Origin of the sequence: Streptomyces sp. H39-C1 (assembly GCF_027158125.1) — a bacterium.
Classification (GTDB): Bacteria; Actinomycetota; Actinomycetes; order Streptomycetales; family Streptomycetaceae; genus Actinacidiphila; species Actinacidiphila fildesensis.
Window position 1 is genome coordinate 163,064 of the sequence record NZ_JAPVLS010000004.1, and the last position, 25,862, is coordinate 188,925.

Annotated in this window: 22 protein-coding genes; 17 read left to right on the plus strand and 5 right to left on the minus strand. The window is 72.4% G+C overall.

The features are described from left to right. Both O3W51_RS04695 and O3W51_RS04700 read left to right on the plus strand, forming a co-directional pair. Entirely contained in the window at positions 1-2,262 is a 2,262-nt protein-coding gene (locus tag O3W51_RS04695) for a bifunctional salicylyl-CoA 5-hydroxylase/oxidoreductase (RefSeq protein WP_269283962.1), read from the plus strand. 219 nt (positions 2,263-2,481) lie between these two features. Next, positions 2,482-3,693, plus strand: coding sequence for a serine hydrolase domain-containing protein (locus O3W51_RS04700; RefSeq protein ID WP_138356529.1), 1,212 nt, complete (start codon positions 2,482-2,484; stop codon positions 3,691-3,693). A gap of 90 nt (positions 3,694-3,783) precedes the next feature. Here O3W51_RS04700 and O3W51_RS04705 read toward each other — a convergent pair whose 3' ends face one another. The 4 genes from O3W51_RS04705 to O3W51_RS04720 all read right to left on the minus strand — a co-directional run bounded on the left by O3W51_RS04705 (position 3,784) and on the right by O3W51_RS04720 (position 7,232). Further along, the gene (locus O3W51_RS04705; protein WP_138356530.1) at positions 3,784-4,182 is read right to left on the minus strand and encodes a nuclear transport factor 2 family protein; all 399 of its coding nucleotides are present in this window, start codon (positions 4,180-4,182) and stop codon (positions 3,784-3,786) included. 107 nt (positions 4,183-4,289) lie between these two features. Beyond that, on the minus strand, positions 4,290-4,670 hold the full coding sequence (locus O3W51_RS04710) for a hypothetical protein (RefSeq protein ID WP_138356531.1): 381 nt from the start codon (positions 4,668-4,670) through the stop codon (positions 4,290-4,292). A gap of 98 nt (positions 4,671-4,768) precedes the next feature. Further along, complete coding sequence (locus O3W51_RS04715) at positions 4,769-5,608, minus strand: PaaX family transcriptional regulator (protein ID WP_138356532.1); 840 nt, start codon at positions 5,606-5,608, stop codon at positions 4,769-4,771. Positions 5,609-5,612: 4 nt separating this feature from the next. Next, a complete protein-coding gene (locus O3W51_RS04720; RefSeq protein WP_269283965.1) occupies positions 5,613-7,232 on the minus strand; it encodes an AMP-binding protein in 1,620 nt (539 codons plus the stop codon). Between the two features lie 98 nt (positions 7,233-7,330). Here O3W51_RS04720 and O3W51_RS04725 point away from each other — a divergent pair, with 98 nt between their 5' ends. From O3W51_RS04725 to O3W51_RS04765, 9 genes are all read left to right on the plus strand, one after another. After that, positions 7,331-8,446 (plus strand): acyl-CoA dehydrogenase family protein, encoded by a 1,116-nt coding sequence (locus O3W51_RS04725; protein WP_164294552.1) that lies wholly within the window; start codon positions 7,331-7,333, stop codon positions 8,444-8,446. Continuing rightward, the gene (locus tag O3W51_RS04730; RefSeq protein WP_138356535.1) at positions 8,443-8,841 is read left to right on the plus strand and encodes a RidA family protein; all 399 of its coding nucleotides are present in this window, start codon (positions 8,443-8,445) and stop codon (positions 8,839-8,841) included. Before O3W51_RS04725 ends, O3W51_RS04730 begins: the two co-directional genes overlap by 4 nt. 73 nt (positions 8,842-8,914) lie before the next feature. Then, the gene (locus O3W51_RS04735; protein WP_269283968.1) at positions 8,915-10,120 is read left to right on the plus strand and encodes an NAD(P)/FAD-dependent oxidoreductase; all 1,206 of its coding nucleotides are present in this window, start codon (positions 8,915-8,917) and stop codon (positions 10,118-10,120) included. Between the two features lie 2 nt (positions 10,121-10,122). After that, on the plus strand, positions 10,123-10,437 hold the full coding sequence (locus O3W51_RS04740; RefSeq protein WP_138356537.1) for a (2Fe-2S)-binding protein: 315 nt from the start codon (positions 10,123-10,125) through the stop codon (positions 10,435-10,437). Next, positions 10,418-11,935, plus strand: a complete 1,518-nt coding sequence (locus tag O3W51_RS04745; RefSeq protein ID WP_138356538.1) for an NAD(P)/FAD-dependent oxidoreductase — start codon at positions 10,418-10,420, stop codon at positions 11,933-11,935. Before O3W51_RS04740 ends, O3W51_RS04745 begins: the two co-directional genes overlap by 20 nt. A 139-nt stretch (positions 11,936-12,074) precedes the next feature. After that, on the plus strand, positions 12,075-12,938 hold the full coding sequence (locus O3W51_RS04750) for a dihydrodipicolinate synthase family protein (protein WP_138356562.1): 864 nt from the start codon (positions 12,075-12,077) through the stop codon (positions 12,936-12,938). Positions 12,939-13,030: 92 nt separating this feature from the next. Then, positions 13,031-14,032, plus strand: coding sequence for a proline racemase family protein (locus O3W51_RS04755; protein ID WP_198359087.1), 1,002 nt, complete (start codon positions 13,031-13,033; stop codon positions 14,030-14,032). 88 nt (positions 14,033-14,120) lie between these two features. Next, a complete protein-coding gene (locus tag O3W51_RS04760; protein ID WP_244809474.1) occupies positions 14,121-15,050 on the plus strand; it encodes an ornithine cyclodeaminase family protein in 930 nt (309 codons plus the stop codon). 41 nt (positions 15,051-15,091) lie between these two features. Next, positions 15,092-15,814, plus strand: coding sequence for a GntR family transcriptional regulator (locus O3W51_RS04765; protein ID WP_138356540.1), 723 nt, complete (start codon positions 15,092-15,094; stop codon positions 15,812-15,814). A gap of 48 nt (positions 15,815-15,862) precedes the next feature. Here O3W51_RS04765 and O3W51_RS04770 read toward each other — a convergent pair whose 3' ends face one another. Then, complete coding sequence (locus O3W51_RS04770; RefSeq protein ID WP_269283972.1) at positions 15,863-17,248, minus strand: aminopeptidase P family protein; 1,386 nt, start codon at positions 17,246-17,248, stop codon at positions 15,863-15,865. 121 nt (positions 17,249-17,369) lie between these two features. On the opposite strand from O3W51_RS04770, the gene O3W51_RS04775 reads away from it, so the two are divergent. The 6 genes from O3W51_RS04775 to O3W51_RS04800 all read left to right on the plus strand — a co-directional run bounded on the left by O3W51_RS04775 (position 17,370) and on the right by O3W51_RS04800 (position 25,780). Further along, the gene (locus O3W51_RS04775) at positions 17,370-19,115 is read left to right on the plus strand and encodes an ABC transporter substrate-binding protein (protein ID WP_138356542.1); all 1,746 of its coding nucleotides are present in this window, start codon (positions 17,370-17,372) and stop codon (positions 19,113-19,115) included. Positions 19,116-19,128: 13 nt separating this feature from the next. Continuing rightward, entirely contained in the window at positions 19,129-20,100 is a 972-nt protein-coding gene (locus O3W51_RS04780; protein ID WP_269283974.1) for an ABC transporter permease, read from the plus strand. Next, positions 20,097-21,083, plus strand: a complete 987-nt coding sequence (locus O3W51_RS04785; RefSeq protein WP_269283975.1) for an ABC transporter permease — start codon at positions 20,097-20,099, stop codon at positions 21,081-21,083. Before O3W51_RS04780 ends, O3W51_RS04785 begins: the two co-directional genes overlap by 4 nt. Then, on the plus strand, positions 21,083-22,186 hold the full coding sequence (locus O3W51_RS04790) for an ABC transporter ATP-binding protein (RefSeq protein ID WP_138356545.1): 1,104 nt from the start codon (positions 21,083-21,085) through the stop codon (positions 22,184-22,186). Before O3W51_RS04785 ends, O3W51_RS04790 begins: the two co-directional genes overlap by 1 nt. After that, entirely contained in the window at positions 22,183-23,232 is a 1,050-nt protein-coding gene (locus O3W51_RS04795; protein WP_269283977.1) for an ABC transporter ATP-binding protein, read from the plus strand. Before O3W51_RS04790 ends, O3W51_RS04795 begins: the two co-directional genes overlap by 4 nt. Positions 23,233-23,443: 211 nt before the next feature. Then, a complete protein-coding gene (locus O3W51_RS04800; protein ID WP_269284065.1) occupies positions 23,444-25,780 on the plus strand; it encodes a collagenase in 2,337 nt (778 codons plus the stop codon). Positions 25,781-25,862: the final 82 nt, after the last annotated feature.

A 25,862-nucleotide genomic window follows, 5' to 3' on the forward strand; every position in this document is an offset into this window, starting at 1 on the left:
ATGCGGATCGCGGTCATCGGCGGCGGCCCCGGCGGCCTGTACGCGGCCGCCCTGCTCAAGCGCCTCGACCCCGCGCGCGACATCACCGTCTGGGAACGCGGCGCCCCCGACGACACCTTCGGCTTCGGCGTCGTCCTGTCCGACGAGACGCTCGGCGGCATCGAGCACGCGGACCCGGTCGTCTTCCGCGCCCTGCAGGCGGAGTTCACCCGCTGGGACGACATCGACGTGCACTTCCGCGGCGAGGTGGTCACCTCCGGCGGGCACGGCTTCGCCGCCCTCGACCGGCGCCGGCTGCTGACGATCCTGCACCAGCGGTGCCGTGACCTCGGCGTCGAGCTGCGGCTGCGCGAGACCGGCCCCGCCGCCGTGGAGCTCGCCGCGACCCACGACCTCGTCATCGCCGCCGACGGTGCCAACAGCACCACCCGCGCCTCGCACGCCGATGTCTTCCGGCCGCGGCTCACCGGCCACCGCTGCCGCTACATCTGGCTCGGCAGCGACCTCCCCCTGAACGCCTTCCGATTCGAGATCGCCGAGACCGAGTACGGCGTCATGCAGGGGCACGCGTATCCGTACCGCGAGGGCGCCAGCACGTTCATCGTCGAGATGCGGGAGGACGTCTGGCTGCGCGCGGGGTTCGACCGGCTCGACGAGGCGGAGTCGATCGCCCGCTGCGAGAAGCTCTTCGCCGGCTGCCTGGACGGCCACGCGCTGCACGGCAACCGCTCGCGCTGGGGCGCGTTCACCACCGTCGTCAACGAGCGGTGGTGGCATGAGCGGACCGTACTGATCGGCGACGCCGCCCACACCGCGCACTTCTCCATCGGCTCAGGCACCAAACTCGCCATGGAGGACGCGCTCGCGCTCGCCGCCTGCCTGCAGGAGCAGCCGGACGTGCCGGCCGCGCTGACGGCGTACGAAACCGAGCGCAGACCCGTCGTCGAAAGCACCCAGCGCGCGGCCCGCGCCAGCCTCGAATGGTTCGAGCAGGTCGCGCAGTACACCGGACAGCCGCCGCTGCAGTTCGCCTTCAACCTCCTCACCCGCAGCCGCCGCGTCACCCATGACAATCTGCGGCTGCGCGACCGGGGCTTCACCGACGCCGTGGAACGGGACTTCGGCACCGAACCCGCAACCCCGCCGATGTTCACCCCCTTCCGGCTCGGCGCACTGACCCTGCGCAACCGCGTCGTCGTCTCGCCGATGGACCTGTACTCGGCCGTGGACGGCACCCCTGGCGACTTCCACCTCGTGCACCTCGGCGCGCGGGCACTCGGCGGCGCCGGCCTCGTCATGACCGAGATGGTGTGCGTCAGCCCGAACGGCCGCATCACCCCCGGCTGCGCCGGCCTGTACACCGACGAGCACGAGACGGCCTGGCGGCGCGTCACCGACTTCGCCCACACGCAGTCGTCCGCCGCCATCGGCCTGCAACTCGGCCACAGCGGGCGCAAGGGCTCCACCCGCCTCATGTGGGAGGGCATGGACGAACCGCTCCCGGACGGGAACTGGCCGCTCGTCGCCCCCTCCCCGCTGTCCTACCGGCCGGGCGTCAACCAGGTGCCGGGCGAGCTCGACTCGGCCGGTCTCGCCGCCGTCCGAGAGGAGTTCACGGCGGCCGCCGCGCGCGGCGCCCGCGCCGGCTTCGACCTGCTGGAACTGCACTGCGCGCACGGCTATCTGCTTTCGTCCTTCCTCTCCCCGCTCACCAACCACCGCACCGACGCCTACGGCGGCGACCTCGACGGGCGGCTCCGCTACCCGCTGGAGGTCTTCGACGCGGTCCGGGCCGTCTGGCCGCAGGACCGCCCGATGACCGTCCGTATCTCCGCGACCGACTGGGCGCCGGGCGGCACCACCGAGGACGACGCCGTCGCCATCGCCCGCGCCTTCGCGGCCCACGGAGCCGACGCCATCGACGTCTCCACCGGCCAGGTCGTCGCCGACGAGCGCCCTCGGTACGGCCGCTCGTACCAGACCCCGTTCGCCGACCGCATCCGCAACGAGCTCGGCGTCCCCGTCATCACCGTCGGCGCCATCTCCTCCTGGGACGACGTCAACTCCCTTCTCCTGGCCGGCCGCACCGACCTCTGCGCGCTGGCCCGCCCCCACCTCTACGACCCGAACTGGACCCTGCACGCCGCAGCCGAACAGAACTACCGCGGCCCGGCCGCCCCCTGGCCGCAGCAGTACGCGGCAGGCAGCCGCCGCCCCCCGAGCGGCCGCACGGACGCCCCGAAGCCCCGGCTCACGCTCTAGCCGCATCAGCCGAGGCTCACACGCCAGGTGCATCAGCCGCCCCTCACACTCCAGGTGCGTTGATCAACGAGCGGTGCGGACGGACCACCGCAGGAGGCCGGGCCCCGGGGCCGTACGGGTGGACTTGCCGGGTGGTGACCGTGGGCGCGGGGTCCCGGCCGGTGCGATAAGTCATCTTGGCCTCGCAGGGTCCCTCACCTCTGGAAGAGGCATCCCGCCATGCGTCGTGCCCCCACCCGCCGACTCGCCACCGCCCTCCTCGCCCTCTCCACCCTGGTCCCGCTCACCCTGACGTCGTCCGCGGCCCAGGCCGCCCCGCCCACGGCCGCGGTCACCGCCGTCGACCCGTCTGCCGACGACTGCCCGCCGCAAGGCCTGGACCCCAAGCTCGTGGCCCGCCTCAACAAGGCGATCGAGGACGTGCGCAAGGAGGCCCGCGTCCCCGGCGTGACCGTCGGTCTGTGGCTGCCCGGCCGTGGCAGCTACATCCGGTCGACGGGGGTGGCCGACAAGGCGACCGGCGCGCCGATGAAGCCCGACCTCAACATGCGGATCGGCAGCGAGACCAAGACCTTCACCGCCACGGCCGTCCTGGAGCTGGTCGACCAGGGGCTGGTCAAACTGGACAAGCCGATCTCCACCTACCTCCACGGCGTGCCCGACGGCGAGCACATCACCGTCCGCCAGATGCTGGAGATGCGCAGCGGCCTGTTCTCGTACAGCGCCGACCCGGACTTCGCCCGGGCGCTGTTCAGCGACCCGACCCGGCAGTTCACCCCGAAGGAACTGCTGGCCTACGCCTTCAGCAACCCGAACGTCTTCCCCCCGGGTACGGAGTTCCAGTACTCCAACACCAACTACATCCTGCTCGGTCTGCTCGTGGAGAAGCTCGGCAGGATGCCGCTCGCCGAGTTCATCCAGAAGCGCGTCACCGGGCCGGCCCACCTGAACCACACGTTCCTCCCGAAGGGCGCCGAGTTCCCGTCGCCGCACGCGCACGGGTACACGAACCAGACGCTGACCGGTGATGTCGAGGACGCGACGAACTGGAACCCGAGCTGGGGGTGGGCGGCCGGCTCGATCATCTCCGACCTGCACGACCTGCACCACTGGGCGAAGGTGGTCGCCACCGGCACGCTGCTCACCCCGGCCACCCAGGCGCAGCGGGAGAAGTTCATCCCGGTACCCGGGTTCGACGGTGCCGCGTACGGCCTGGGCCTCTTCAACACCCATGGCTGGATCGGGCACAACGGCTCGCTGCCGGGCTACGAGAGCGTGACGATGTACCTGCCGAAGCAGGACGCCACCATGGTGATCCTGCTCAACACCGACATCCTGCACGACGGCTTCGAGCCGAGCACGCTCTTCGCGAAGGCGATCACCTCGATCATCACCCCGAAGAACGTCTACGAGCTCCCGGCCGAGGGCTGACCGCGCCGCACTCTCCGCAGTCATGACCGAGCGCGGTACCCGGCCTCCCCGGCCGGGTACCGCGCTCGGCCCGCGAACGTCACCCGGCCGTCACTCGGTCACGGTGTCGCCGTGCCGATGGGCCACCCGCCACTCGCCGTCCTCGCGGCGGTACACCTGGGTGGCACGCAACGTGTAGGTGCGCGGCTGTCCGTCGACGGAGGCGGACGTGTGCTCGAGACCCGCCGTGTAGGCCATGTCGCCCAGAACGTCGTACGCCTGCAGCTCGAACACGTACGAAGTGCAGTCGGAGAAGCTTTTCCCGAGGGAGCTGAAGAGCTGGTCGATCTCCTGCTGACCGTTGGCATTGCGCCACGCCCCCAGGACGCTGACGGGCTCGTTGCGTGACCAGAGCGCCCGGCGGGGAGCCGGATCGCCGTTGTGCAGCGCACGTTCCGCCTCGTACAGGTCGGTCTTCACCCACGCCAGGAAATCGTCGCGGTCGCTCATGCCTTCATCATGCACCCGTCGATGAGGGGTGGCACGGTCAGCCATCGGCGCTGCGCACGGCATGGATACGCCGACGGCGCCGACATCACCTGCCCCGGCACCCGCGCTCAGGCCGGTATCCAGTGCGGCCACCACGGAGGGACGTTGTCCGCGGGGCAGAGCCCGGGGTTGGGTACCCCGGCGACCGCTCCGAACCACGCGAAGTCGGCCCAGACGAGCAGCGCGAGCGCCGTGCAGAGCAGCAAGGGCGGCACGGTCAGCCGGACGGCCAGGGGCGCGGAGAGGGTGATGCGCACCGCCAGGGCGAAGGTGCCGAGCGCGGTCGCGACGGCCGCGATCAGGATCGCCGGGGTGTGGACGAACAGCCGCAGGAGGTCGGGACCCGGGCCCGTCCCGGCATGGCACGAGACCGGGGCCAGCAGGACCAGGTAGGCGGCGAGAAAGCCGGCGAGCGCACCGTGGATTCCCGCGAGTGCCCAGGCGGCCATGCGGTGGCGGGAGCCGAAGGGCGTGAACCTGCCGGGTGGTGAAGGTGTCCGCATGGGGCGGGAGACGGTGTGCGGTACCCGACGGTTCCCCGGCCCGCTCAGGCGGGCCCGGGAGCCGCGCGGACGAAGGCGGCACCTGCTGCGTGCAGGCGTTGGTGCAGTTCGGTGAAGACCTGGGAGGCGCGGGCGCCCGGCCAGTCGGGGGGCAGCAGGGCGGTGGGGAGGCCGGGGTCGGCGTAGGGGAGTTGGCGCCAGGAGTCGAGGGCGCGGAGGTAGTCGGGAAAGGCGTCGCGCGGGGGTACGTCGGGACGCCGGGACCAGCGGTCGAGCACCGGCTCGTGGGCGTCGAGGAAGGTGCGGTGGAGCTTCGCGATGGCGTCGAGGTCCCACCAGCGGCGGACGGCGGTGGCGGTCGGTTCGAAGCCGAGGTGCGTGCCGTGGAAGAGGTCCACGTAGGAGTCGAGTTCGAGGCGGCGCAGGGTGTGGCGGGCCTCCTCCTGGACGTGGGCCGGGGCTATCCAGACGCCGGGCGCCGCGCTGCCGAAGCCGAGCCGGGCCAGCCGGGAGCGCAGCAGATGGCGCTTGTGGCGCTCGGTCTCGGGGACGGAGAAGACGGCGAGCACCCAGGAGCCGTCGCCGTCGCTGTTGCCGTCGCCTTCGGCAGAGCCGGGGCCGCCGTAGATGCGGCGGTCGCCGTCGGCGAGGAGCTGGCGGGCGTCGTCGGAGAGCGCGTACGCGGCGGCGCCGCCGACACGGTCCGGGACCAGCAGCTCGCGCCGCTTGAGCCGGGAGACGGCCGAGCGGACCGACTGCGGGTCGACGTCCACCGCGCCCATCAGCCGGATGAGGGCGGCGACCGGTACCCGGCCGTCCAGTTCGGCGCGCCCGTAGGCGCCGAAGAAGGTCACGATCAGCGAACTGGGGGTGTGCTCGGTCACATGATCACTCTAGGTCGCGCAGCCGGAAGCGCTGCAGTTTCCCGGTGGGAGTGCGGGGGAGGGCGTCCAGGAAGACCATGTCGCGCGGGCACTTGTAGGGCACGATCACGCCCTTGGCGAAGTCGCGCAGCGCCCCCACCGTGGCCGTGCCGCGCGGTACGCCGTCGCGCAGGACGACGAAGGCGCGGACGATCTGGCCGCGCTCCTCGTCCGGGACGCCGATGACGGCCGCCTCACTGACGTCGGGGTGCCGCAGCAGCGCCTCCTCGACCTCCGGGCCCGCGATGTTGTAGCCCGCCGAGATGATCATGTCGTCGGCGCGGGCCACATAGCGGAAGTAGCCGTCGGGTTCACGGACATAGGTGTCTCCCGTGAGGTTCCAGCCGCCCTGCACGTACACGGTCTGACGCTCGTCGGCGAGGTAGCGGCAGCCCGTCGGGCCGCGCACCGCGAGCAGCCCCGGCTCGCCGTCGGGGACCGGCTCCCCGGCGGCGTCGACGATCCGCGCCCGGTAGCCGGGCACCGGCAGGCCCGTGGTGCCGGGGCGGATGGCGTCGTCGGCGGCGGAGATGAAGATGTGCAGCAGCTCGGTGGCGCCGATGCCGTTGATGATGCGCAGACCGGTGCGGTCGTGCCACGCCTGCCAGGTGGCCGCGGGCAGATTCTCACCCGCCGAAACGCAGCGCCGCAGCGACGAGACATCGTACGAGGCGGAGCTGCTTGCGTCATTCAGGTGACCGAGCATCGCCCGGTACGCCGTCGGCGCCGTGAACAGCACGCTCACCCGGTGCCGGGCGACGGCCGCCAGCAACTGCTCCGGTCCGGCCTGCTCCAGCAGCACGCTGGACGCCCCGGCCCGCATCGGGAAGATCACCAGCCCGCCGAGGCCGAAGGTGAAGCCGAGCGGCGGGCTGCCCGCGAAGACGTCGTCGGCGCGTGGGCACAGCACCTGGGCGGAGAACGTGTCGGCGATGGCCAGGACGTCGCGGTGGAAGTGCATACAGCCCTTGGGGCGGCCGGTGGTCCCCGAGGTGAAGGCGATGAGCGCGACATCGTCGGACGAGGTGGCGACGTCGGTGAAGTGGTCGGGCTTGTCGGCGGCCCGGCGCAACAGGTCCTCGGGCGCCTCTCCGCCGTACGTGGTGATCCGCAGGTCCGGGATCTCGGCCTTGGCCAGGTCGTCCACCGACCGCAGATCGCACAGCGCGTGCCGGACGGCCGCGATGTCGCAGATCGTCGCGAGCTCCCCTGAACGCTGCGCGGCCAGTACGGTCACGGCCACCGCACCCGCCTTGAGCACCGCGAACCAGCAGGCCACCAGCCACGGGGTGGTCGGGCCGCGCAGCAGGACCCGGTTGCCGGGCCGCACCCCGAGGTCGTCGGCCAGGACGTGCGCGATACGCGCGGCGGTGGCGTTCAGGTCCTCGTAGGACCAGACCTCGCCGCCGGGGGTGCGCAGACAGGGGGCGCCGGGGCTGCCGCCGGCCAGCAGCTCGGCCGCGCAGTTGAGCCGGTCGGGGTAGTGCAGCGCGGGCAGCTCGAAGGCGAGTTCCGGCCACTGGTCGCGCGGCGGGAGATGGTCCCGCGCGAAGGTGTCCACGTGGGCGGATGGCAGCAGGTCCATGGCGGTACCGCCTTCGTTGGCACCTGAGAGCGGACGAATTCAGCGTAACGTGTTGCTGACGACAGTCAACGGTACGCGATACCGCTTGGAGGCGCCGGATGCCCGCGTTCGCTCTCGACCCGGAACAGCTGAAGTGGTGCGCCGAGGTCCGTTCCCTCGCGGCGGGCCGGCTGCGGCCGCTGGCCGAGGCGGGCGAACCCGGCCGGGTCAACCGCCCGTTGCTCGCGGAACTGGGCGAACTCGGGCTGCTGGAACGGGTCTTCCCGCCCGGCGGCAAGGTGTCGGCGATGGACCTGTGCCTGCTGCGGGAATCGCTGGCCCGTGAATGCACCGAGGCCGAGACGGCCCTCGCCCTGCAGGGACTGGGCGCGCACCCGGTGCTGCACAACGCCGAGCTGGCCGCCCGCTGGATCCCGGAGGTCACGGCGGGCCGGGCCGTCGCCGCCTTCGCGCTCACCGAACCCGCCGCCGGCTCCGACGCGGCGGCGCTGGAGCTGGCCGCCGAGCCGGACGGCACGGGATGGCGGCTGACCGGCGAGAAGTGCTGGATCTCCAACGCTCCGCAGGCCGACTTCTACACAGTCTTCGCCCGCACCACACCCGGCGCGGGGTCGCGCGGGGTGACGGCGTTCCTCGTCCCCGCCGACCGGCCGGGGCTGTCCGGTGAGCATCTGGACATGCTCTCCCCGCACCCCATCGGGCGGCTCGCCTTCGACGGCGTCCCGGTCGGCCCCGGCGATCTGCTGGGCGAGCCGGGCCGGGGCTTCCGGGTCGCCATGGGCACCCTGAACCTGTTCCGGCCCAGCGTCGGGGCGTTCGCCGTCGGCATGGCGCAGGCCGCGCTCGACGCCGCCACCGAGCACGCGGGCGGACGCACCGCCTTCGGCGGGCCGCTGAAGGATCTGCAGGCGGTGTCCCACGCGCTGGCGGAGACCGCGACCCGCACGGAGGCCGCACGGTTGCTCGTCTACGCCGCGGCGGAGGCGTACGACAGCGGGGCGCCGGATATCGCCAAGCGGTCGGCGATGGCGAAGCTGTACGCGACCGAGACGGCGCAGTTCGCCGTGGACCGCGCGGTCCAGATCCATGGCGCCCGCGCCCTCGAACGCGGCCATCTGCTCGAACACCTCTACCGTGAAGTGCGGGCGCCGCGTATCTACGAAGGTGCCACCGAGGTCCAGCGCACCATCATCGCGAAGGAGCTGTACCGATGAGCCTGCGGCGCATCAACCCGGGCGAGCTGTCGCCGCCCACCGGCTTCAGCCACGCCGTCACCGCGACCGGCCGCACGATGGTCTTCCTGGCCGGCCAGACCGCCCTCGACCAGGCGGGCAAGATCGTCGGCGACACGCTGCCCGCCCAGTTCGAGCTGGCGCTCACCAATCTGCTGGCGGCGCTGGCCGCAGCGGGCGGCGGCCCCGCCGACCTCGCCCGGATCACCGTCCACACCACCGACGTCGCCGCCTACCGGGAGCACGCCGCCGAACTCGGGCGGTTGTGGCGGTCGTTGGCGGGCCGCGACTATCCGGCGATGGCGGTCGTCGGGGTGGTCCGGCTGTGGGACGAGGAAGCGCTGGTGGAACTCGACGGGATCGCCGTCCTGGCGTAGCGCGGGAAGCGTGCGCGGACGGGATCCCGCGGCGTCCCTTGGCACCGCGTAAGCCATGTGACATATTACTGCCGTGCTCACGAGACACTCGCTGGACGTCGTCATCGTCGGGGCCGGGGTGGTCGGCGCGGCCTGCGCCTACTACGCCTCCCGGTCCGGACTGTCCGTCGCCGTGGTCGACCGCGGCTCCGTCGCGGGCGGCACCACGGGCGCCGGTGAAGGCAATCTGCTGGTCTCCGACAAGGAGCCCGGCCCTGAACTCGACCTTGCGCTGCTGTCCACCAGGCTCTGGCGCGAGCTCGCCGACGAACTCCCACCGGAGATCGAGTTCGAGTCCAAGGGCGGCCTCGTCGTAGCGTCCGACGAGGCCCGCCTGGACGCCCTGAGCACGTTCGCGGCCCAGCAGACGGCAGCGGGTGTCACCGCGGCCCGGGTGCCGGCGGACCGGCTGCACGAGTTCGAACCGCATCTGGCGCCCGGCCTCGCCGGCGCCTTCCACTACCCGCAGGACGCCCAGGTCCAGCCCGCCCTGGCCGCCGCCCATCTGCTGCGCGCCGCCCGGCGCGCCGGCGCGCTGCTGTGTCTCGGCGAAGAGGTCACCGCCGTCCTGACCGGCCCTGGCGGCGCGGTCCGCGGGGTGCGCACCGACCGCGGTGAACTGTCGGCACCCGCCGTGGTCAACGCGGCCGGCACCTGGGGCGGCGAACTCGCCGCGTTGGCCGGGGTGGACCTGCCGGTCATGCCCCGGCGCGGCTTCGTCCTCGTCACGGAACCGCTGCCCCGCATCGTCCGGCACAAGGTCTACGCCGCCGACTACGTCGCCGATGTGGCGAGCGGCTCCGCGGCCCTGCAGACGTCACCGGTGGTCGAGGGCACCCCCTCGGGACCGGTGCTCATCGGCGCCAGCCGGGAGCGGGTGGGCTTCGACCGGACGCTGCGGGTCGAGGTGCTGCGCCGGCTCGCGGCCGGGGCCGCCGGGCTCTTCCCGGTGCTGGCCGGGGTCCGGGTGATGCGCGCCTATCACGGCTTCCGGCCCTATCTGCCGGACCATCTGCCCGCGATCGGGCCCGACCCGCGCGCCCCCGGCCTCTTCCACGCCTGTGGCCACGAGGGCGCCGGCATCGGACTCGCGCCCGCGACCGGACTGCTGCTCACCGCCGCGATCCGGGGCCAGCGGCCCGCCCTGGACCTGGCACCGTTCCGCCCCGACCGCTTTTCCCGCCGCGGACCCGATTCCCGGCGGGGAACCGGGCGGACCCGCGGACCCGAGAGGACATGACGATGGCGCGTAACCCCGTCGAGCTGGCCGGGGCCACCCCCGAGCCGTCGTTCGAGATCACGATGGACGGCCGCGTCCTGCCCGCGCTGCCGGGCCAGAGCATCGCCGCCGCCCTGTGGTCGGCCGGCATCCTCGCCTGGCGTACCACCCGGGTGAACGGCCGCCCGCGCGGCGCCTTCTGCGGCATCGGCTCCTGCTTCGACTGCCTCGCCACCGTCAACGGCGCCCCGAACCAGCGGGCCTGCCTGGTCCCGGCCCGTCCGGGCGATCTCGTCACCACGCAGGAGGGCCACGGCCGTGCCGATCTCGCCGTCTGAGCCGCCGGTACCTCCGGAGTACGACCTCGCGATCGTGGGCGCGGGCCCCGCCGGGCTCTCGGCCGCCGTGGCCGCGGCCGATCTCGGGCTGAGCGTCGTCGTGCTCGACGCGGCCGCCGCCCCCGGCGGTCAGTACTACCGCCATCCCGCGCCGGGACTCGGCGCCGCGCGCCCCGAGGCGCTGCACCACGGCTGGGCCGCCTTCGCCGCGCTGGTGCGACGGCTCGGCCGGCACACCGGGACCGGCAAGGTCCGGCACCTGACCCACCACCATGTGTGGACGGTGGAACGCGGCAGTTCGACGGCGTGGACGGTGCATGCCGTGACCGGTCCTGACGGGCCGGAGCAGGGCCGGGCGGCCGTGACGTCACGCGCACTGCTGCTGGCCACCGGCTCCTACGAGCGCCAACTGCCGTTCCCCGGCTGGACGCTGCCCGGGGTGGTCGGTGCGGGTGGCGCCCAGGCGATGCTCAAGTCCGGCCTGGTGCTGCCCGGACGGCGGATCGTCGTCGCGGGCAGCGGCCCGCTGCTGCTGGCGGTCGCCGGCTCGCTGGCCGCCGCGGGCGCGAAGGTGCCCGCCGTCGTCGAGGCGGCCGGGTACACCGCGTACGCCGGAAGCCCCCGGACGCTGGCCGCCAACCCCGGCAAGCTGCTCGAAGGCGCGGTGCACGGCGCCGCCCTGCTGCGCCACGGCCTGCGCCCGCGCACCCGCAGCGCGGTGACCGAGGCTCACGGCACCGACCGGGTGGAGGCCGTCACCGTCTCCCGGCTGGACCGCGACTGGCGTCCCGTGCCGGGCACCGGCCGCCGCATCGCCTGCGACGCGCTCGCGGTGGGCCACGGTCTGGTGCCGCAGCTGGAGCTGGCCACCGGACTCGGCTGCGCCACCCACCGCACCCCCGACGGCACGTACGCGCTCGCTCTCGACGACAGCCAGCGGACCTCGGTGCCCGGCGTCTGGGCGGCCGGCGAGGCCGGAGGAGTGGGCGGCGCCCAACTCGCCCTCGCCGAGGGGGAACTGGCGGCCTTCGCCATCGCGGCCGTGTCGCGTTCCGCGGTACGCCCCGACGCCCGGCGGGCGGTCGCGCTGCGCCGTACCCGAGCCCGGCTGCGGGCCTTCGCGGCGGTCATGGCCGCCGCCCACCGGCCGGGCCCCGGCTGGCCGGACTGGCTGAGCGACGACACCGATGTGTGCCGTTGCGAGGAGGTCTCCGCAGGGGAGGTCCGCGCGGCGGTCACCGATCTCGGCGCCCATGACGCCCGCACCGTCAAGCTGTTCACCCGCGCCGGGATGGGTTGGTGCCAGGGCCGGATGTGCGGCCCGGCGGTCGACTGCCTGGCGCGCGCCGACTCGCACGCAGACGCAGACGCAGATGCGGACGCAGACGCAGATGCGGACGCCGGCCCCGACCGCCGACCGCTGTCGTGTCCCGTTCCGCTGGCCGCCCTGTCCCGACCGGCGGCTCTGTCCGGTCCGGACGGGCCGCCCCGCTCGTGAGCACGGAAGAACCGTAGGACTCTCCTCGGTGAGCCTCTTGTGGTCTCCGTCCACGACACAGTAAAATGTCACATCTCACTAAGGGAGAACCACCGTGACCACGAACACCCCGCCCCGCGACCAGCCCTGGCACGGCATCATGGTCGCCACCGCCCTCCCGTTCCATGCCGACCTGCGCGTGGACCACGACGGTTACGCCGAGCACGTCGCCTGGCTCATCGAGTCCGGCTGCGACGGTGTCGTTCCCAACGGCTCCCTGGGGGAGTACCAGACCCTGACCGACGACGAGCGGGCCCGGGTCGTCCGTACCGCCGTCGAGGCGGCCGGTGACGGGGACCGCGTCATGCCCGGTGTCGCCGCCTACGGCAGCGACGAGGCCCGCCGCTGGGCCGAACAGGCCGGAGAGGCCGGTGCCGGCTCCGTCCTGCTGCTGCCGCCCAACGCCTACCGCGCCGACGAGCGGGCGGTGCGCGCGCACTACGCCGAGGTGGCCAGGGCCGGGCTGCCGGTCGTCGCGTACAACAACCCGTACGACACCAAGGTCGACCTCACTCCGCAGCTGCTCGCCGAGCTCTACAACGAGGGCAGCATCGTCGCGGTCAAGGAGTTCACCGGCGATGTCCGCCGGGCCTACGAGATCGCCGAACTCGCCCCCGGACTGGATCTGTTGGTCGGGGCCGACGACGTCCTGCTCGAACTCGGCATCGCGGGCGCCGTGGGCTGGATCGCGGGCTACCCCAACGCGTTCCCCGAGGCCTGCGCCACCCTGTACCGGGCGGCGCTCTCCGGCGACCTCGACACCGCCGTGCCGCTCTACCGCGCGCTGCACCCGCTGCTGCGCTGGGACTCCAAGCCCGAGTTCGTCCAGGCCATCAAGGTGTCCATGGACCTCGTGGGCCGGCCCGGCGGCCCGGTCCGTCCGCCGCGCTCCCCGCTCCCGGCCGACATCGAGGCCGTGGTCCGCGCCGCGACCGAGAAGGCGATGGCCGAAGGACTCGGCTGACCCACGAGCAGGCCGACGGGCTGGCCGACGGGCTGGCCAACGAGCTGGCCAATGAGCCAGTCAACGAGAACTCCGACGAGAAGGAGGACCCCTTGCGCAGCCGGAACATCTACCACGCCGTCGACTCGCACACCGAAGGCATGCCGACCCGCGTCATCACCGGCGGCGTGGGCGTCATCCCCGGCGCCACGATGGCCGAGCGCCGGCTGTACTTCATGGAGCACCACGACCGGGTGCGCACGCTGCTGATGTACGAGCCGCGCGGGCACTCGTCGATGAGCGGCGCGATCCTGCAGCCGCCGACGCGGCCCGACGCGGACTACGGGGTGCTGTACATCGAGGTCTCCGGCTACCTCCCGATGTGCGGCCACGGCACCATCGGCGTCGCCACCGTCCTCGTCGAGACCGGGATGGTGCCGGTCACCGAACCGGTCACCACCGTCCGGCTGGACACCCCCGCCGGGCTCGTCACCGTCGACGTCCAGGTCGAGGACGGGGAGGCCACCGCCGTCACCCTCCGGAACGTCCCGGCGTTCTCCGCCGGCCTGGACCTCAAGGTCGACGTCCCCGGCCACGGGACGCTCACCTACGACCTCGCCTACGGGGGCAACTTCTACGCGATGCTGCCGCTGGCCGACCTCGGGCTGCCCTTCGACCGGGAGCGCAAGAACGACATCCTCGCCGCCGGGCTCGCCGTCATGGAGGCCATCAACGCGGCGGACCGGCCGGTGCACCCGGAGGACCCGGACATCAACGGGGTCAAGCACGTCCAGCTGATCGCCCCCGGCTCCGACGCGCGGCTGTCCCGGCACGCGATGGCCATCCACCCCGGCTGGTTCGACCGCTCGCCGTGCGGCACCGGCACCTCGGCGCGGATGGCGCAGCTGCACGCGCGTGGTGAACTCCCGCTGCACACCGACTTCGTCAACGAGTCCTTCATCGGAACGTTCTTCACCGGCCGGCTCGTCGAGGAGACCACGGTCGGCGGGCTGCCCGCCGTGGTGCCCACGGTCACCGGCCGCGCCTGGATCACCGGCACCTCCCAGTACTTCCTCGACCCGTCCGACCCCTTCCCCGGCGGGTTCCTGCTGTGATCACCGACGGCGGGTACGGTCGGGAGGAAGGGGCTCACCGGGCCGCGGTGCCGCCCTCCGACGACCTTCCGGGAACGGGACCACCGCTGTGACACTGCCGCACCTCGACGCCACCGCCATCGCCCGGCTCCTCGGGCCCGCCGACGCGGCGGACGCCGTCGAAGCGGTGCTGCGCGGCGGGCTCGACCCGGAGACCGGGCCGCCGCGCACCGGCGTCCCGGTCCCGGCCGGCGAGTTGCTGCTGATGCCCGCCGCCACGAAGGACTTCGCTGGAGTGAAGATCGCCGGGGTGGCGCCGGGCAACCCGGCCCGCGGGCTGCCCCGGATCACCGGCAGCTACCTCCTCCTCGACGGCGCGACCCTCCAGCCGGTCGCGCTGCTCGACGGGCCCGCCCTCACCTCGCTGCGCACCCCGGCGGTGTCCGCCGTCGCGATCCGCCACCTGGCCGTGCCCGACGCCTCGCACCTCGTCCTGTTCGGAGCGGGACCGCAGGCGTACGGGCACCTGGCGGCGGCCCTCGCGGTCCGGCCGCTGACCCGGCTCACCGTGGTCGCCCGCAGGCCCGAGCCCGCGCAGGCGCTGGTGGCCCACGCCCGCCGGCTCGGACTGGACGCCGTGACCGGCGGACCCGACGCGGTGGCCAAGGCCGACCTGGTGATCTGCTGCACCACGGCCCGCACTCCGCTGTTCGACGGCAGCACCGTCGCCGGGCACACGACCGTGGTCGCCGTCGGCTCGCACGAAGCGTCGGCCCGCGAGACCGACACCGCGCTGGTGACCCGGGCCACCGTCGTCGTCGAGGCGCGGTCGGCCGCGCTGCGCGAGGCGGGGGACATCCTGGTCCCGATCGCGGAGGGCGCCTACCGGCCGGAGGATCTCGCGGGCACCCTCGCCGACCTCGTCGCCGGCCGGCTGCGCCCTGAAGCGGGCCGCCCGCGCTTCTTCAAGGGCACGGGTATGGCGTGGCAGGATCTCGCCGTAGCTGCTGAGATCTTCCGGGCCGCGAAAGCAACGTGACATTGTACGCTGGAGCTCCGCGCGATGACGGAGGAACAGCGATGGGTGACCTGAAGCAGCGCAACCTGATCACAGCGCAGGAGCGGCTGCGCGATCAGGTGGGCCACGCCCTGCGTGCCGCGCTCATCGCCGGTGAACTGCGCCCCGGCGTGGTCTACTCGGCGCCCGCCCTCGCCGCGGACTTCGGCATCTCCGCCACCCCGGTGCGTGAGGCGATGCTCGACCTGGCGCGCGAGGGCCTGGTCGAACCGGTGCGCAACAAGGGCTTCCGGGTCACCGAGATGAACGAGCGCGACCTCGACCAGTACACCGAGATCCGCGCCCTCATCGAGGTCCCGACCGTCGGCCGGGTCACCCGCACCGCCACCCCGGAACAGCTGGAGGAACTGCGGCCGGCCGCCGAGGAGATCGTCGCCGCCGCCCGGGCGCACGACCTCATCGGCTATCTGGAGGCCGACCGCCGTTTCCACCTCACCCTCCTCGGCCTGGCCGGGAACGAGCGGCTGGTCGAGGCCGTCGGCGATCTCCGCAAGCGCTCCCGGCTGTACGGGCTGACGCGGCTGGACGAGCGCGGCGAGCTGGTCTCGTCGGCCGAGGAGCACATCGAGCTGCTCGACCTGATGATTTTCGGGGACGCGGAGGCCGCGGAGGAGTGCATGGCCCGGCACCTCGGGCATGTGCGGTCGCTGTGGGCGGTGGGCAAGGAGGAGCCGGCCGCGGCGAAGCCGGAGCCGGTCCTCAAGCGCAAGCTCGGCAAGGCTTAGGCCGGTTGCCCTGCGGGGCGAGGGCGAAAGCCCCGCAGGGCGCCCCCGCTAACCGAGCAGCTCGCCCATCCAGCTCTCGATCCCCGCGACATCGCGCGGCAGTGCCCCCGACATCAGGCGGGCCCCGTCGGACGTGATGACCAGGTCGTCCTCGATCCGGATGCCGATGCCGCGCAGTTCCAGCGGCAGCGTCTCGTCGTCGGGCTGGAGGTACAGGCCCGGTTCGACGGTGAGGACATGGCCCTCCTCCAGTACCGCGTCGAGGTAGGTCTCGGCGCGGGCCTGGGCGCAGTCGTGCACGTCGAGGCCGAGCATGTGGCCGCTGTTGCACAGCGTGTAGCGGCGGTAGAGGCCGCTGTCCTCGGCGAGCGCCTCGTCGGCGGAGATCCGCAGCACGCCCCAGTCGGCGAGCCCTTCGGCGATGACGCGCATGCCCGCGAGGTGGAAGTCCCGGAAGCTGGCGCCGGGTTTGAGGGCCGCGATACCGGCGTCCTGGGCCGCCAGGACCAGTTCGTACAGCTGGCGCTGGACGGGGGAGAAGATGCCGGACAGCGGCAGCGTGCGGGTGACGTCGGCGGTGTAGAGGGTGTCGGCCTCCACGCCCGCGTCGAGCAGCAGCAGTTGCGTGGGGTCCAGCGCGCCGTCGTTGCGTATCCAGTGCAGTACGCAGGCGTGCGCGCCGGACGCGGCGATGGTGTTGTACCCGGTGCCGTTGCCCTCGGCGCGGGCGCGCTGGTTGAACGCCCCCTCGATCCAGCGTTCGCCGCGCGCGTGCCGCAGGGCGCGCGGCAGGGACCGTACGGCGTCCTCGAAGCCGGCGACCGTGTGGTCGACGGCGAGTTGCAGCTGGCCGACCTCCCACGCGTCCTTCACCAGCCGCAACTCCGAGAGCGCACTGGCGAGTTCGGTGTCCGTCGTGGCGTCGCGGCCCGGCGGCAGTGCGCCGAACCCGTCGAGGTGCTCGCACCGGATGCCGGTCATCCGCTCGGCTTCCGCGAGGTCGGGGCGGCGCCCGACCCAGAACTCCCCGTAGCGGCGGTCGCGGTAGAACCCGGCCTCGGTGCGCGGTGAGCGCGGCCGCAGATACAGCACGGCCTCGTGCCCGGAGGGACCGGACGGCTCCAGGACGAGGACGTTGCCGGGCTGGTCCTCGCCGGTCAGGCCGGTGAGCCAGGCGTAGGCACTGTGCGGGCGGAAGCGGTAGTCGTCGTCGTTGGAGCGGGCCTTGAGCTGCCCGGCGGGGACGACGAGCCGCTCGCCGGGGAAGCGGGGGGAGAGCCGGTCGCGGCGGGCAGGGGTGAGGTGCGAGGCGGGAACGCGGGTGCCGTCGGGCAGCGGAGTGGCGGCCCAGCCGGCGCCCATGAAGGCGTCCAGCGCCGGCGAGGTGGGCAGATCATGACTTCCCGTATGCAGTCGGGCGGGGGTTCCGTTCATCGATGAGCTCCTTCGGACACGGGTCGGTAACGGCGACGCACACATCTTGTCAGTGCAATTTCACATTACTATGTTACGGGTCACATCTTAGAGTGCCGTTCTTCTCAGCGGAGTGACTCATATGACCAAGCGCACCCAACTCGCCCTGTCCACCGCCCTCCTGGCGTCCCTCACCCTCGGTCTCGCGGGCTGTTCCGACGATGCGAAGGGCAGTCGGAGCGGCAAGGGGAAGAACCCGGCAGCGGCCAACGAAGGTCAGGTCGTCGGCGGCACCCCGGTGAAGGGCGGCACCCTCACCGTCCTGTCCAACCAGGACTTCTCGCACCTGGACCCGGCCCGCAACTGGACGATGCCGAACATGGACATGGGGATCCGGCTGCTCTACCGGACCCTGACCACCTTCAAGAGCGAGCCCGGCAAGGCCGGCAGCGAGATCGTCCCCGACCTGGCCACTGACCTCGGCACGCCCACCGAGGGCGGCAAGGTGTGGACCTTCACCCTCAAGAAGGGCCTGAAGTACGAGGACGGCACCCCGATCACCGCCAAGGACGTCAAGTACAACGTCGAGCGGTCGTTCTCCCCCGACCTCACCGGCGGACCCGACTACGCCGCCCAGTACCTGGCCGACACCAAGGGCTACCAGGGCCCCCTGACGGGCAAGCACCTCAGCTCCATCGAGACCCCCGACGACCTCACCATCGTCTTCAAGCTCAAGCGCCCGGTCGCCGACTTCGCCTCCACGGCCACGCTGCCCACCTTCTCGCCCGTACCGCAGGCCCAGGAGAAGGGCGCGCAGTACGACGCCCGGCCGTTCTCCTCCGGCCCGTACAAGGTCGAGAGCTACGACCGGGGCAAGAAGCTGGTCCTGGTCCGCAACACGAACTGGGACGCCGCCACCGACACCGTCCGCAAGGCGTACCCGGACCGTTTCGTGTTCGTCCAGGGGCTCAAGGGCGGCCAGGTCGACGACCGCGTCATCGCCTCCGCGGGCGGCGACGCCTCCACGATCGAGTGGTCCAACATGCGGCCGGAGAGCGCGCCGAAGGTGCTGCCCAAGGCCGACGTCAAGGGCCGGCTGATCGCCGAGTCATCCGGCTGCACCGGGATGCTGCAGCTCAACACCAGCAAGGCCCCGTTCAACGACCCCAAGGTCCGTGAGGCCATGCAGTACGCGGTCGACAAGGCGTCGCTGCTCACCGCGTCCGGCGGCCCCGCGCTCAACGACATCGCCACCGCCTATCTGCCGCCGGCCCTCACCGGCGCCAAGCAGGCCGACACCCTGAAGATCGCGCCGGCCGGCGACGTCGCCAAGGCCAAGGACCTGCTGAAGGCGGCCGGCAAGGACGGCGGCTTCGGGGCCACCTTCACCGTCTCCACCGGCGACAAGACCAGGGGCGAGGCGATCCAGCAGGGTCTGTCCCGGGTCGGGGTCGCGGTCACCATCAACACCGTCGACCCGTCCGCCTACTACGAGTCGATCGGCGACATCAAGAGCGCGCCCGACATGGTGATGGCCGGCTGGTGCCCCGACTACCCGTCGGGCTCCACCTTCCTGCCCTTCGTCTTCGACGGCCGCACCATCAGGGACAAGGGCAACCAGGGCAACTACTCGCAGTTCCGCGACGACGCGGTCATGAAGCGGATGGACGAGATCGCCGCGATGTCCGACGCGGCCAAGGCCAACCAGGCCTGGATCGACCTCGACGCGCAGATCATGGCCAAGTCCCCGGCCGTGCCGCTGATGCTGGAGCGCAAGCCGCTGCTGGTCGGCACCAACATCGCGGGCGCCTTCGGCCACCCGGTGTGGTCGGGCCAGCTCGACTACGCGGCCATCGGCCTCAAGGACCCGTCCAAGAGCCAGGGCTGAGGGGCGTACGGCGATGGCCACCCTCACGGTGCCCGACCGGGTACCTCCCCCTGAACCCGCCCCGAAAGCGGCACCCGGAGCCGCGCCCGGGTACGGGCCGTGGCGGCTCGCCTGGCGGCAGTTGAGCCGCCGGCCCGCCGCCCGTTTCGGCCTGGTGGTCGTGGCGCTGCTGGTCGTGATGGCCGCCGGCGCGCCGCTGCTCAGCGCGCTCGGCGGCTGGTCGCCCACCGAGTTCGACCAGACCGCCGTCGATCCCTACCTCGGCGGCCTGCCGCTCGGGGCGCTCGGCGGAATCGGCCCCGACCACTGGCTGGGCGTCGAACCCGTCACCGGCCGCGACCTGTTCGCCCGGGTCGTCAACGGTGCCCAGGTCTCGCTGCTGATCTCGCTCAGCGCCACCGCGGTGGTCGTCCTCGCGGGCACCGCCACCGGGATCGCCGCCGGCTACTTCGGCGGCCGCACCGACGCCGTGCTCAGCCGTCTGATGGATCTGACGATGTCCTTCCCGTCCCTCATCTTCATGATCGCGATGATGTCGGTGGCCCAGGACGTCAACCGGATCTTCCTGATGACCGCCATCATCGGCGTCTTCGGCTGGCCCGGCATCGCCCGCGTCGTCCGCGGCGAGACGCTCTCGGTCAAGCACCGTGAATACGTCGAGGCCGCCCGGGTGGGCGGTTCCGGCGCCTGGCGCATCCTCGGCCGGGAGATCCTGCCCAACGTCTCCGGGCCGATCATCGCGTACACCACCCTGCTCATCCCCGGCATGATCAGCACCGAGGCCGCCCTCAGCTATCTGGGCGTCGGCGTCCGGCCGCCCACGCCCTCCTGGGGCCTGATGATCGCGGACAGCGTCGCGTTCTACGAGACCGACCCGATGTACTTCATCATCCCCAGCCTCTTCCTCTTCCTGGCCGTCCTCGCCTTCACCCTCCTCGGCGACGCGCTGCGCGACATCCTCGATCCCCGGGGAGGCCGCAGGTGATCCTCTACCTCGCCCGCCGGTTCGCCGGAGTCGCCGGCGTGCTCTTCGCGATCTCCGCCATCACCTTCACCATCTTCTACGTCCTGCCCTCCGACCCGGCCGCGGCCGCCTGCGGCAAGAGCTGCAGTCCCGAGCGCCTCGAACTGGTCCGCCACTACATGGGCCTGGACCAGCCGGTCTGGCGGCAGTTCGGCGACTTCCTCACCGGAATCTTCTCCGGCCGCACCCTGGGGGAGGGGCCGCACGCGCTGCACTGCGGATTCCCCTGCTTCGGCTACAGCTACGAGAACTCCGTCCCGGTCTGGGACCTGCTGATGGACCGGCTGCCGGTCTCGGTCTCGCTCGCCGTCGGCGCGTCCGCGCTGTGGCTGCTGCTCGGCCTCGGCGCCGGTGTGACGGCCGCGCTGCGCAAGGACACCCTCGTCGACCGCACCCTGATGGTGGGCGCGGTCGCGGCGGCCTCCATGCCGGTCTACTTCACCTCGGTGATGCTGATCTACGGCGTGATCAGGATCGCCGGCCTGCTGCCGTACCCGACGTACACCGACTTCACCGCCGACCCGCTCGACTGGGCCTCCAACCTGATCCTGCCCTGGCTGGCACTGGCCCTGCTCTACGCCGCCATGTACGCCCGGCAGAGCCGCAGTTCGATGATCGAGGCGATGGCCGAGCCGTACATCCGCACCGCCCGCGCCAAGGGCATGCCGGAGCGCACCGTCATCGTCAAGCACGGGCTGCGCTCCGGGATGACGCCCATCCTCACCCTCTTCGGGATGGACCTCGGCGGCCTGCTGGCCGGCGCCGTCATCACCGAGTCCATCTTCGGACTGCCGGGCGTCGGACGGCTCTTCTACGACGGGCTGGTCCGCTCCGACCAACCCGTGATCCTCGGCGTCACCCTGCTGGCGGCGTTCTTCATCGTCATCGCCAACCTGGTCGTCGACCTCCTCTACGCCCTTCTCGACCCGAGAGTGAGGTACTGATGGCCGCGCCAGGCCCCCTGCTCGAAGTCCGTGACCTCCAGGTCACGTTCCCCACCCCGGCGGGCCCGGTCCGCGCCGTCGACGGCATCGGCTTCACCGTCGAGGCGGGCCGCACGCTGGGCATCGTCGGCGAGTCCGGATCCGGGAAGTCCGTCACCTCGCTGGCCGTCATGGGCCTGCACCGGGACGCGACCGTCAGCGGATCCATCGCGCTCGACGGCCGGGAGCTCACCGCGCTGCCCGACCGTGAACTGAACCGGCTGCGCGGCCGCCGGATGGCGATGATCTTCCAGGACCCGCTGTCCAGCCTGCACCCCTACTACACGGTCGGCGAGCAGGTGGCCGAGCACTACCGGGTGCACTTCAAGGCCAGCCGCGCGGTCGGCCGGCGGCGGGCCGTCGAGATGCTCGGCGAGGTCGGCATCCCGGAGCCGGCCCGCCGGGCGGCGGACCATCCGCACCAGTTCTCCGGCGGCATGCGGCAGCGCGTCATGATCGCCATGGCGCTGGCCTGCGAACCGGACCTGCTGATCGCGGACGAGCCGACCACCGCGCTCGACGTCACCGTGCAGGCGCAGATCCTCGAACTCATCGCCCGCATCCAGGCCGACCGCGGCCTCGGCGTCGTGATGATCACCCATGACCTGGGCGTCGTCGCCCGCGTCGCCCACGAGGTGCTGGTCATGTACGGCGGCCGGGCCGCGGAACAGGCGCCGGTGGACCAGCTGTTCACCGCGCCCGCGCACCCCTACACCCGCGGGCTGCTCGACTCGCTGCCCCGGCTCGACGACACCGACGACGCGCCGCTGCGCGCCATCCCGGGCAGCCCGCCCTCGCTGCTCGCGCCACCGCCCGGCTGCCCGTACGTGCCGCGCTGCCCGCGGGCGGCGGCCGGGAGCGCGGCGGAACGGGACCGGTGCGCCTCGGAGCGTCCGGCCTTCGGCCTGGCGGCGTCATCGGCCGGCGGGCATCGCGTGGCCTGCCACTACCCGTTGGAAGCGGTTGCCGCCGTTCCGGCCAAAGCTCCAGCTCCGGCCCCAGCTCCAGCTCCAGCTCCGGCCCCAGCTCCGGCCCCGACTCCGGCCCCGGAAGGATCACGATGAGCGCCCTGGAGACGGTCGCCGCCACCGGCGGCCCGGCGGACGGCGGAGCGCCGCCGCTGCTGTCCGTCCGCGATCTCGTCAAGACGTTCCCCGGCCGCCGCACCCGCGGCGGGCGCGCGGGCGCCCCCGTCCGGGCCGTGGACGGCGTCGGGTTCGACATCAACGCGGGCGAAACGCTGGGCCTGGTGGGGGAGTCGGGCTGCGGGAAGTCCACCACCGGGCGGATGATCGTCCGGCTGCTGGAGCCCACCTCGGGCTCCGTCACCTTCGACGGCCGCGACATCAGCCATCTGTCCGCGCGCGCTCTGCGTCCGGTACGGCGCCATGTGCAGATGGTGTTCCAGGACCCGTTCTCGTCCCTCAACCCCCGGCAGACGGTCGCCCGCATCATCTCCGACCCGATGCTGGCGCAGGGCAGTGGAGCGGCCGACGCCCGCAGGCGGGCCGCCGAGCTGATGGAGCTGGTCGGCCTCATCCCCGAGCATCTCGACCGCTACCCCCACGAGTTCTCCGGCGGCCAGGCGCAGCGCATCGGCATCGCCCGGTCGCTCGCCACCCGGCCGCGGCTGATCATCGCCGACGAGCCGGTGTCCGCGCTCGACGTCTCCATCCAGGCCCAGATCGTCAACCTGATGGAGACCCTGCAGCGCGAACTCGGCCTCGCCTACCTCTTCATCGCGCACGACCTGTCGGTCGTCAAGCGGGTCTGCGACCGCGTCGCGGTGATGTACCTCGGCCGGATCGTCGAGATCGGCCACAAGGCCGAGGTCTACGGCGCTCCCGCCCACCCCTATACGCGGGCCCTGCTGTCCGCCGTACCGCTGCCCGACCCGGCGGCGGAGCGGGCCCGTGAACGGATCGTGCTGCTCGGCGATCCCCCCAGCCCGGCGCATCCGCCGGCGGGCTGCACCTTCCACCCGCGCTGCCACAAGGCGCGGGAGATCTGCCGCACCGAAGCACCACTGCTGCAGATCGCCGGCCCGGGACAGCGGCAGGCCGCCTGCCACTTCCCGGAGCCCGCGCCCGCCGGCCGGACGGGGCTGTGAAGACACGCCCCAGGGCCTGGCCGGCCGATCACGAACGGCCCCTACCGATGGTGTCCCACCCACTCCACCCCACTCCGAGGAGTCCTTGGTGTCCCACGCCCGTTCCGCACGTCCCGCGGGAAGCACCCGCACCACCGGCACTGCCCGCACCACCCGCGCCGTGCGTAAGAGCCTGCTCGCCGCCGCCCTGTCGGCGTCCCTGACCCTGCCGATGATGAACGTCGCCCAGGCGGGGCAGGCAGGTCCGGCAGGTCCGCAGGCCGCTCCCGCCGCTCCGGCCGTCCCGGCGACCTTCGCCGGAGCGCCGGGCGCGGGGGCCCGGGCGTCCGACGGCAACCCATTCGACGAGGTCCAGCGGCTCGCCAAGGCCGGCACCGTCGCCCCCCACCAGGCGCCCGCCCCCGGCGGTGGCGCGCACGCCGAGGGCAAGCTGCCCGGCGACCAGTCCGCACCGGCGGGCGGCCCGGCGGTGGCCGCCCGCGCCAAGCCGGCCGCTCCGGCGAAGGCGCTGGGCGGCACCGTGCCCTGCACCCTCGACGCCATCACCAAGCTGCGCCCGAAACGCTTCGCGGACTTCCTCGCCGACAACTACACCGTCTCCGTGGAGAACTGTCTGAGCAAGCTGCTCTGGACCTGGGACCCACGCCTCATACCCGTCATGTCCGACGCTCATGTGCAGGCCGTCTCCCAGCGCATAGCCCTGCTCGCGCCGAAACACCGGGGCACCAACGCCAACAACCTGTACGAGATGTTCACGTATCTGCACGCCGTCGCGTACCACGACTACTCGCACACCGAGATCGACGTCACCGACGCCCCGACGGTCGCCGCCATGCAGAAGGCCATCGCCGCCTTCGGGACCGCTCTGCGCACCTTCGACGCGACGAAGCAGAACGCCCAGACGCTGCGCGAGGCGCTCTACGCCGCCAGCGCGCCCGGCCTGCGCCAGTACCAGCTCCCGCTGATCAAGAAGGTGCTCGCCACCATGGCCCCGGGCGCGGCCACCGCCACCAGCGCCGACTGGGGCGGCGCCGTCCTCGCCGCCCTGTCCGTCAACTACCTGGGCGTCTACCCCGGGAACAACGACACCGCCTTCCGCGCGGCGGCCACCGCGGACGCCGCCTACCGCGGCGCCTTCCGGGTGTTCGGCGGCTACGGCCACCTCAAGGGCACCACCAACGACTGGGTGGCGCGCGACGCGGTCGGCGAGTACGGCCGGTTCGGCCAGATCGACGCCCTCAAGCCGGCGATCGTCAACGACCTCGGCACGCTGCTGGGCACCACCGAGGCGGCCTTCGGCAGGATGAGCCCGCCCTGGGTCAGCGCCGCGTCCTGGCTCAACTACTACGACGACTGCGCGCGGTTCAACGTCTGCAAGGCTCAGATCGAGGCGATGCTCTTCCCCCACACCTACACGTACGACAACGGCGCCATCGAGGTCCACACCGGCCTCGACCAGGCCACCGTCGACCAGCTCTACTACGCCAGCAAGCAGGTCAAGACCCAGTTCCTGCGCGTCCTGGGCACCTCCACTCCGCTGGCCGGGGACACCAACACCACCCTGCACATCCACCTGTACGCGTCGCGCGCCGACTACGAGGTCTTCCAGCCGCTGCTCACCGGCTACGGCACCAAGAACGGCGGCATCTACATCGAGGACGGCGCCAACTTCTACACCTACCAGCGCCGGGTGCCGCAGGACTCCTCGCTCACCCTGGAGGAGCTGTTCCGCCACGAGTACACCCACTACCTCAACGGCCGCTGGGCGGTCCCCGGCACCTTCGGTGACACCCGCTGGTACTCCAACGACCTGACCACCGCCATGGACGAGGGGACCGCCGAGTTCTTCGACGGCGGCACCCGCGACGACGGCATCAAGGTCCGCAAGTCCCTGGTGCAGGGCGTCATCGACGACACCGCGGGCGGCGGCCCGCGGATGAGCGTCGACCAGCTGCTGCACGCCACCTACGACGGCGACGGATTCCGCTTCTACGACTACGCGGGCACGTTCTTCGAGTTCCTGTGGACCGAGCACCCGACGCTGCTGCGCGAGATGTACGGCTACGAGCGGGCCGACGACCCGGCCGGCTTCGACGCCTGGCGCACCAGAACCGGCGCCGACGCCGCGCTCCAGCGGGAGTACGACGCCTTCCTGGACCGGCAGATCGCCCAGGTCGCGACGCTGTACGTGCCCGACACGCAGTACACGGCCAACGGGTCGCTGACGTTCGCCACGGCCGCCGAAGTGCAGGCGGCGTTCGCCGCGGCCACCGCCAACACCCCTGTCTGCAAGGACAACGCGGACTGGGACAACAAGGTCCGCTTCACCTGCACCGGCCGCGTCACGGCCAACCTCTCCGACTCCGGCAACCCCGACCGGGTCTTCAAGGACATGTCGGAGACCGTCGACTACTTCCTCCTCGACCGGGCGGGAGCGGCGGCGAACAACCTGGCCGACATGAACTGCACGTTCGGGTCGGTGGATGTGTGGTCGTCGGGCCTGGCGGGCACGAGCGACTACTCGTGCGAGGGCCCGCTGCGCCGCTGACCGCTGCCGCGGGCGCCCATCGACGCCGCCCCCGGCCCCCGCAGGTGCGGGGGCCGGGGGGCGGTCCCTCCGGGGTGGGGGT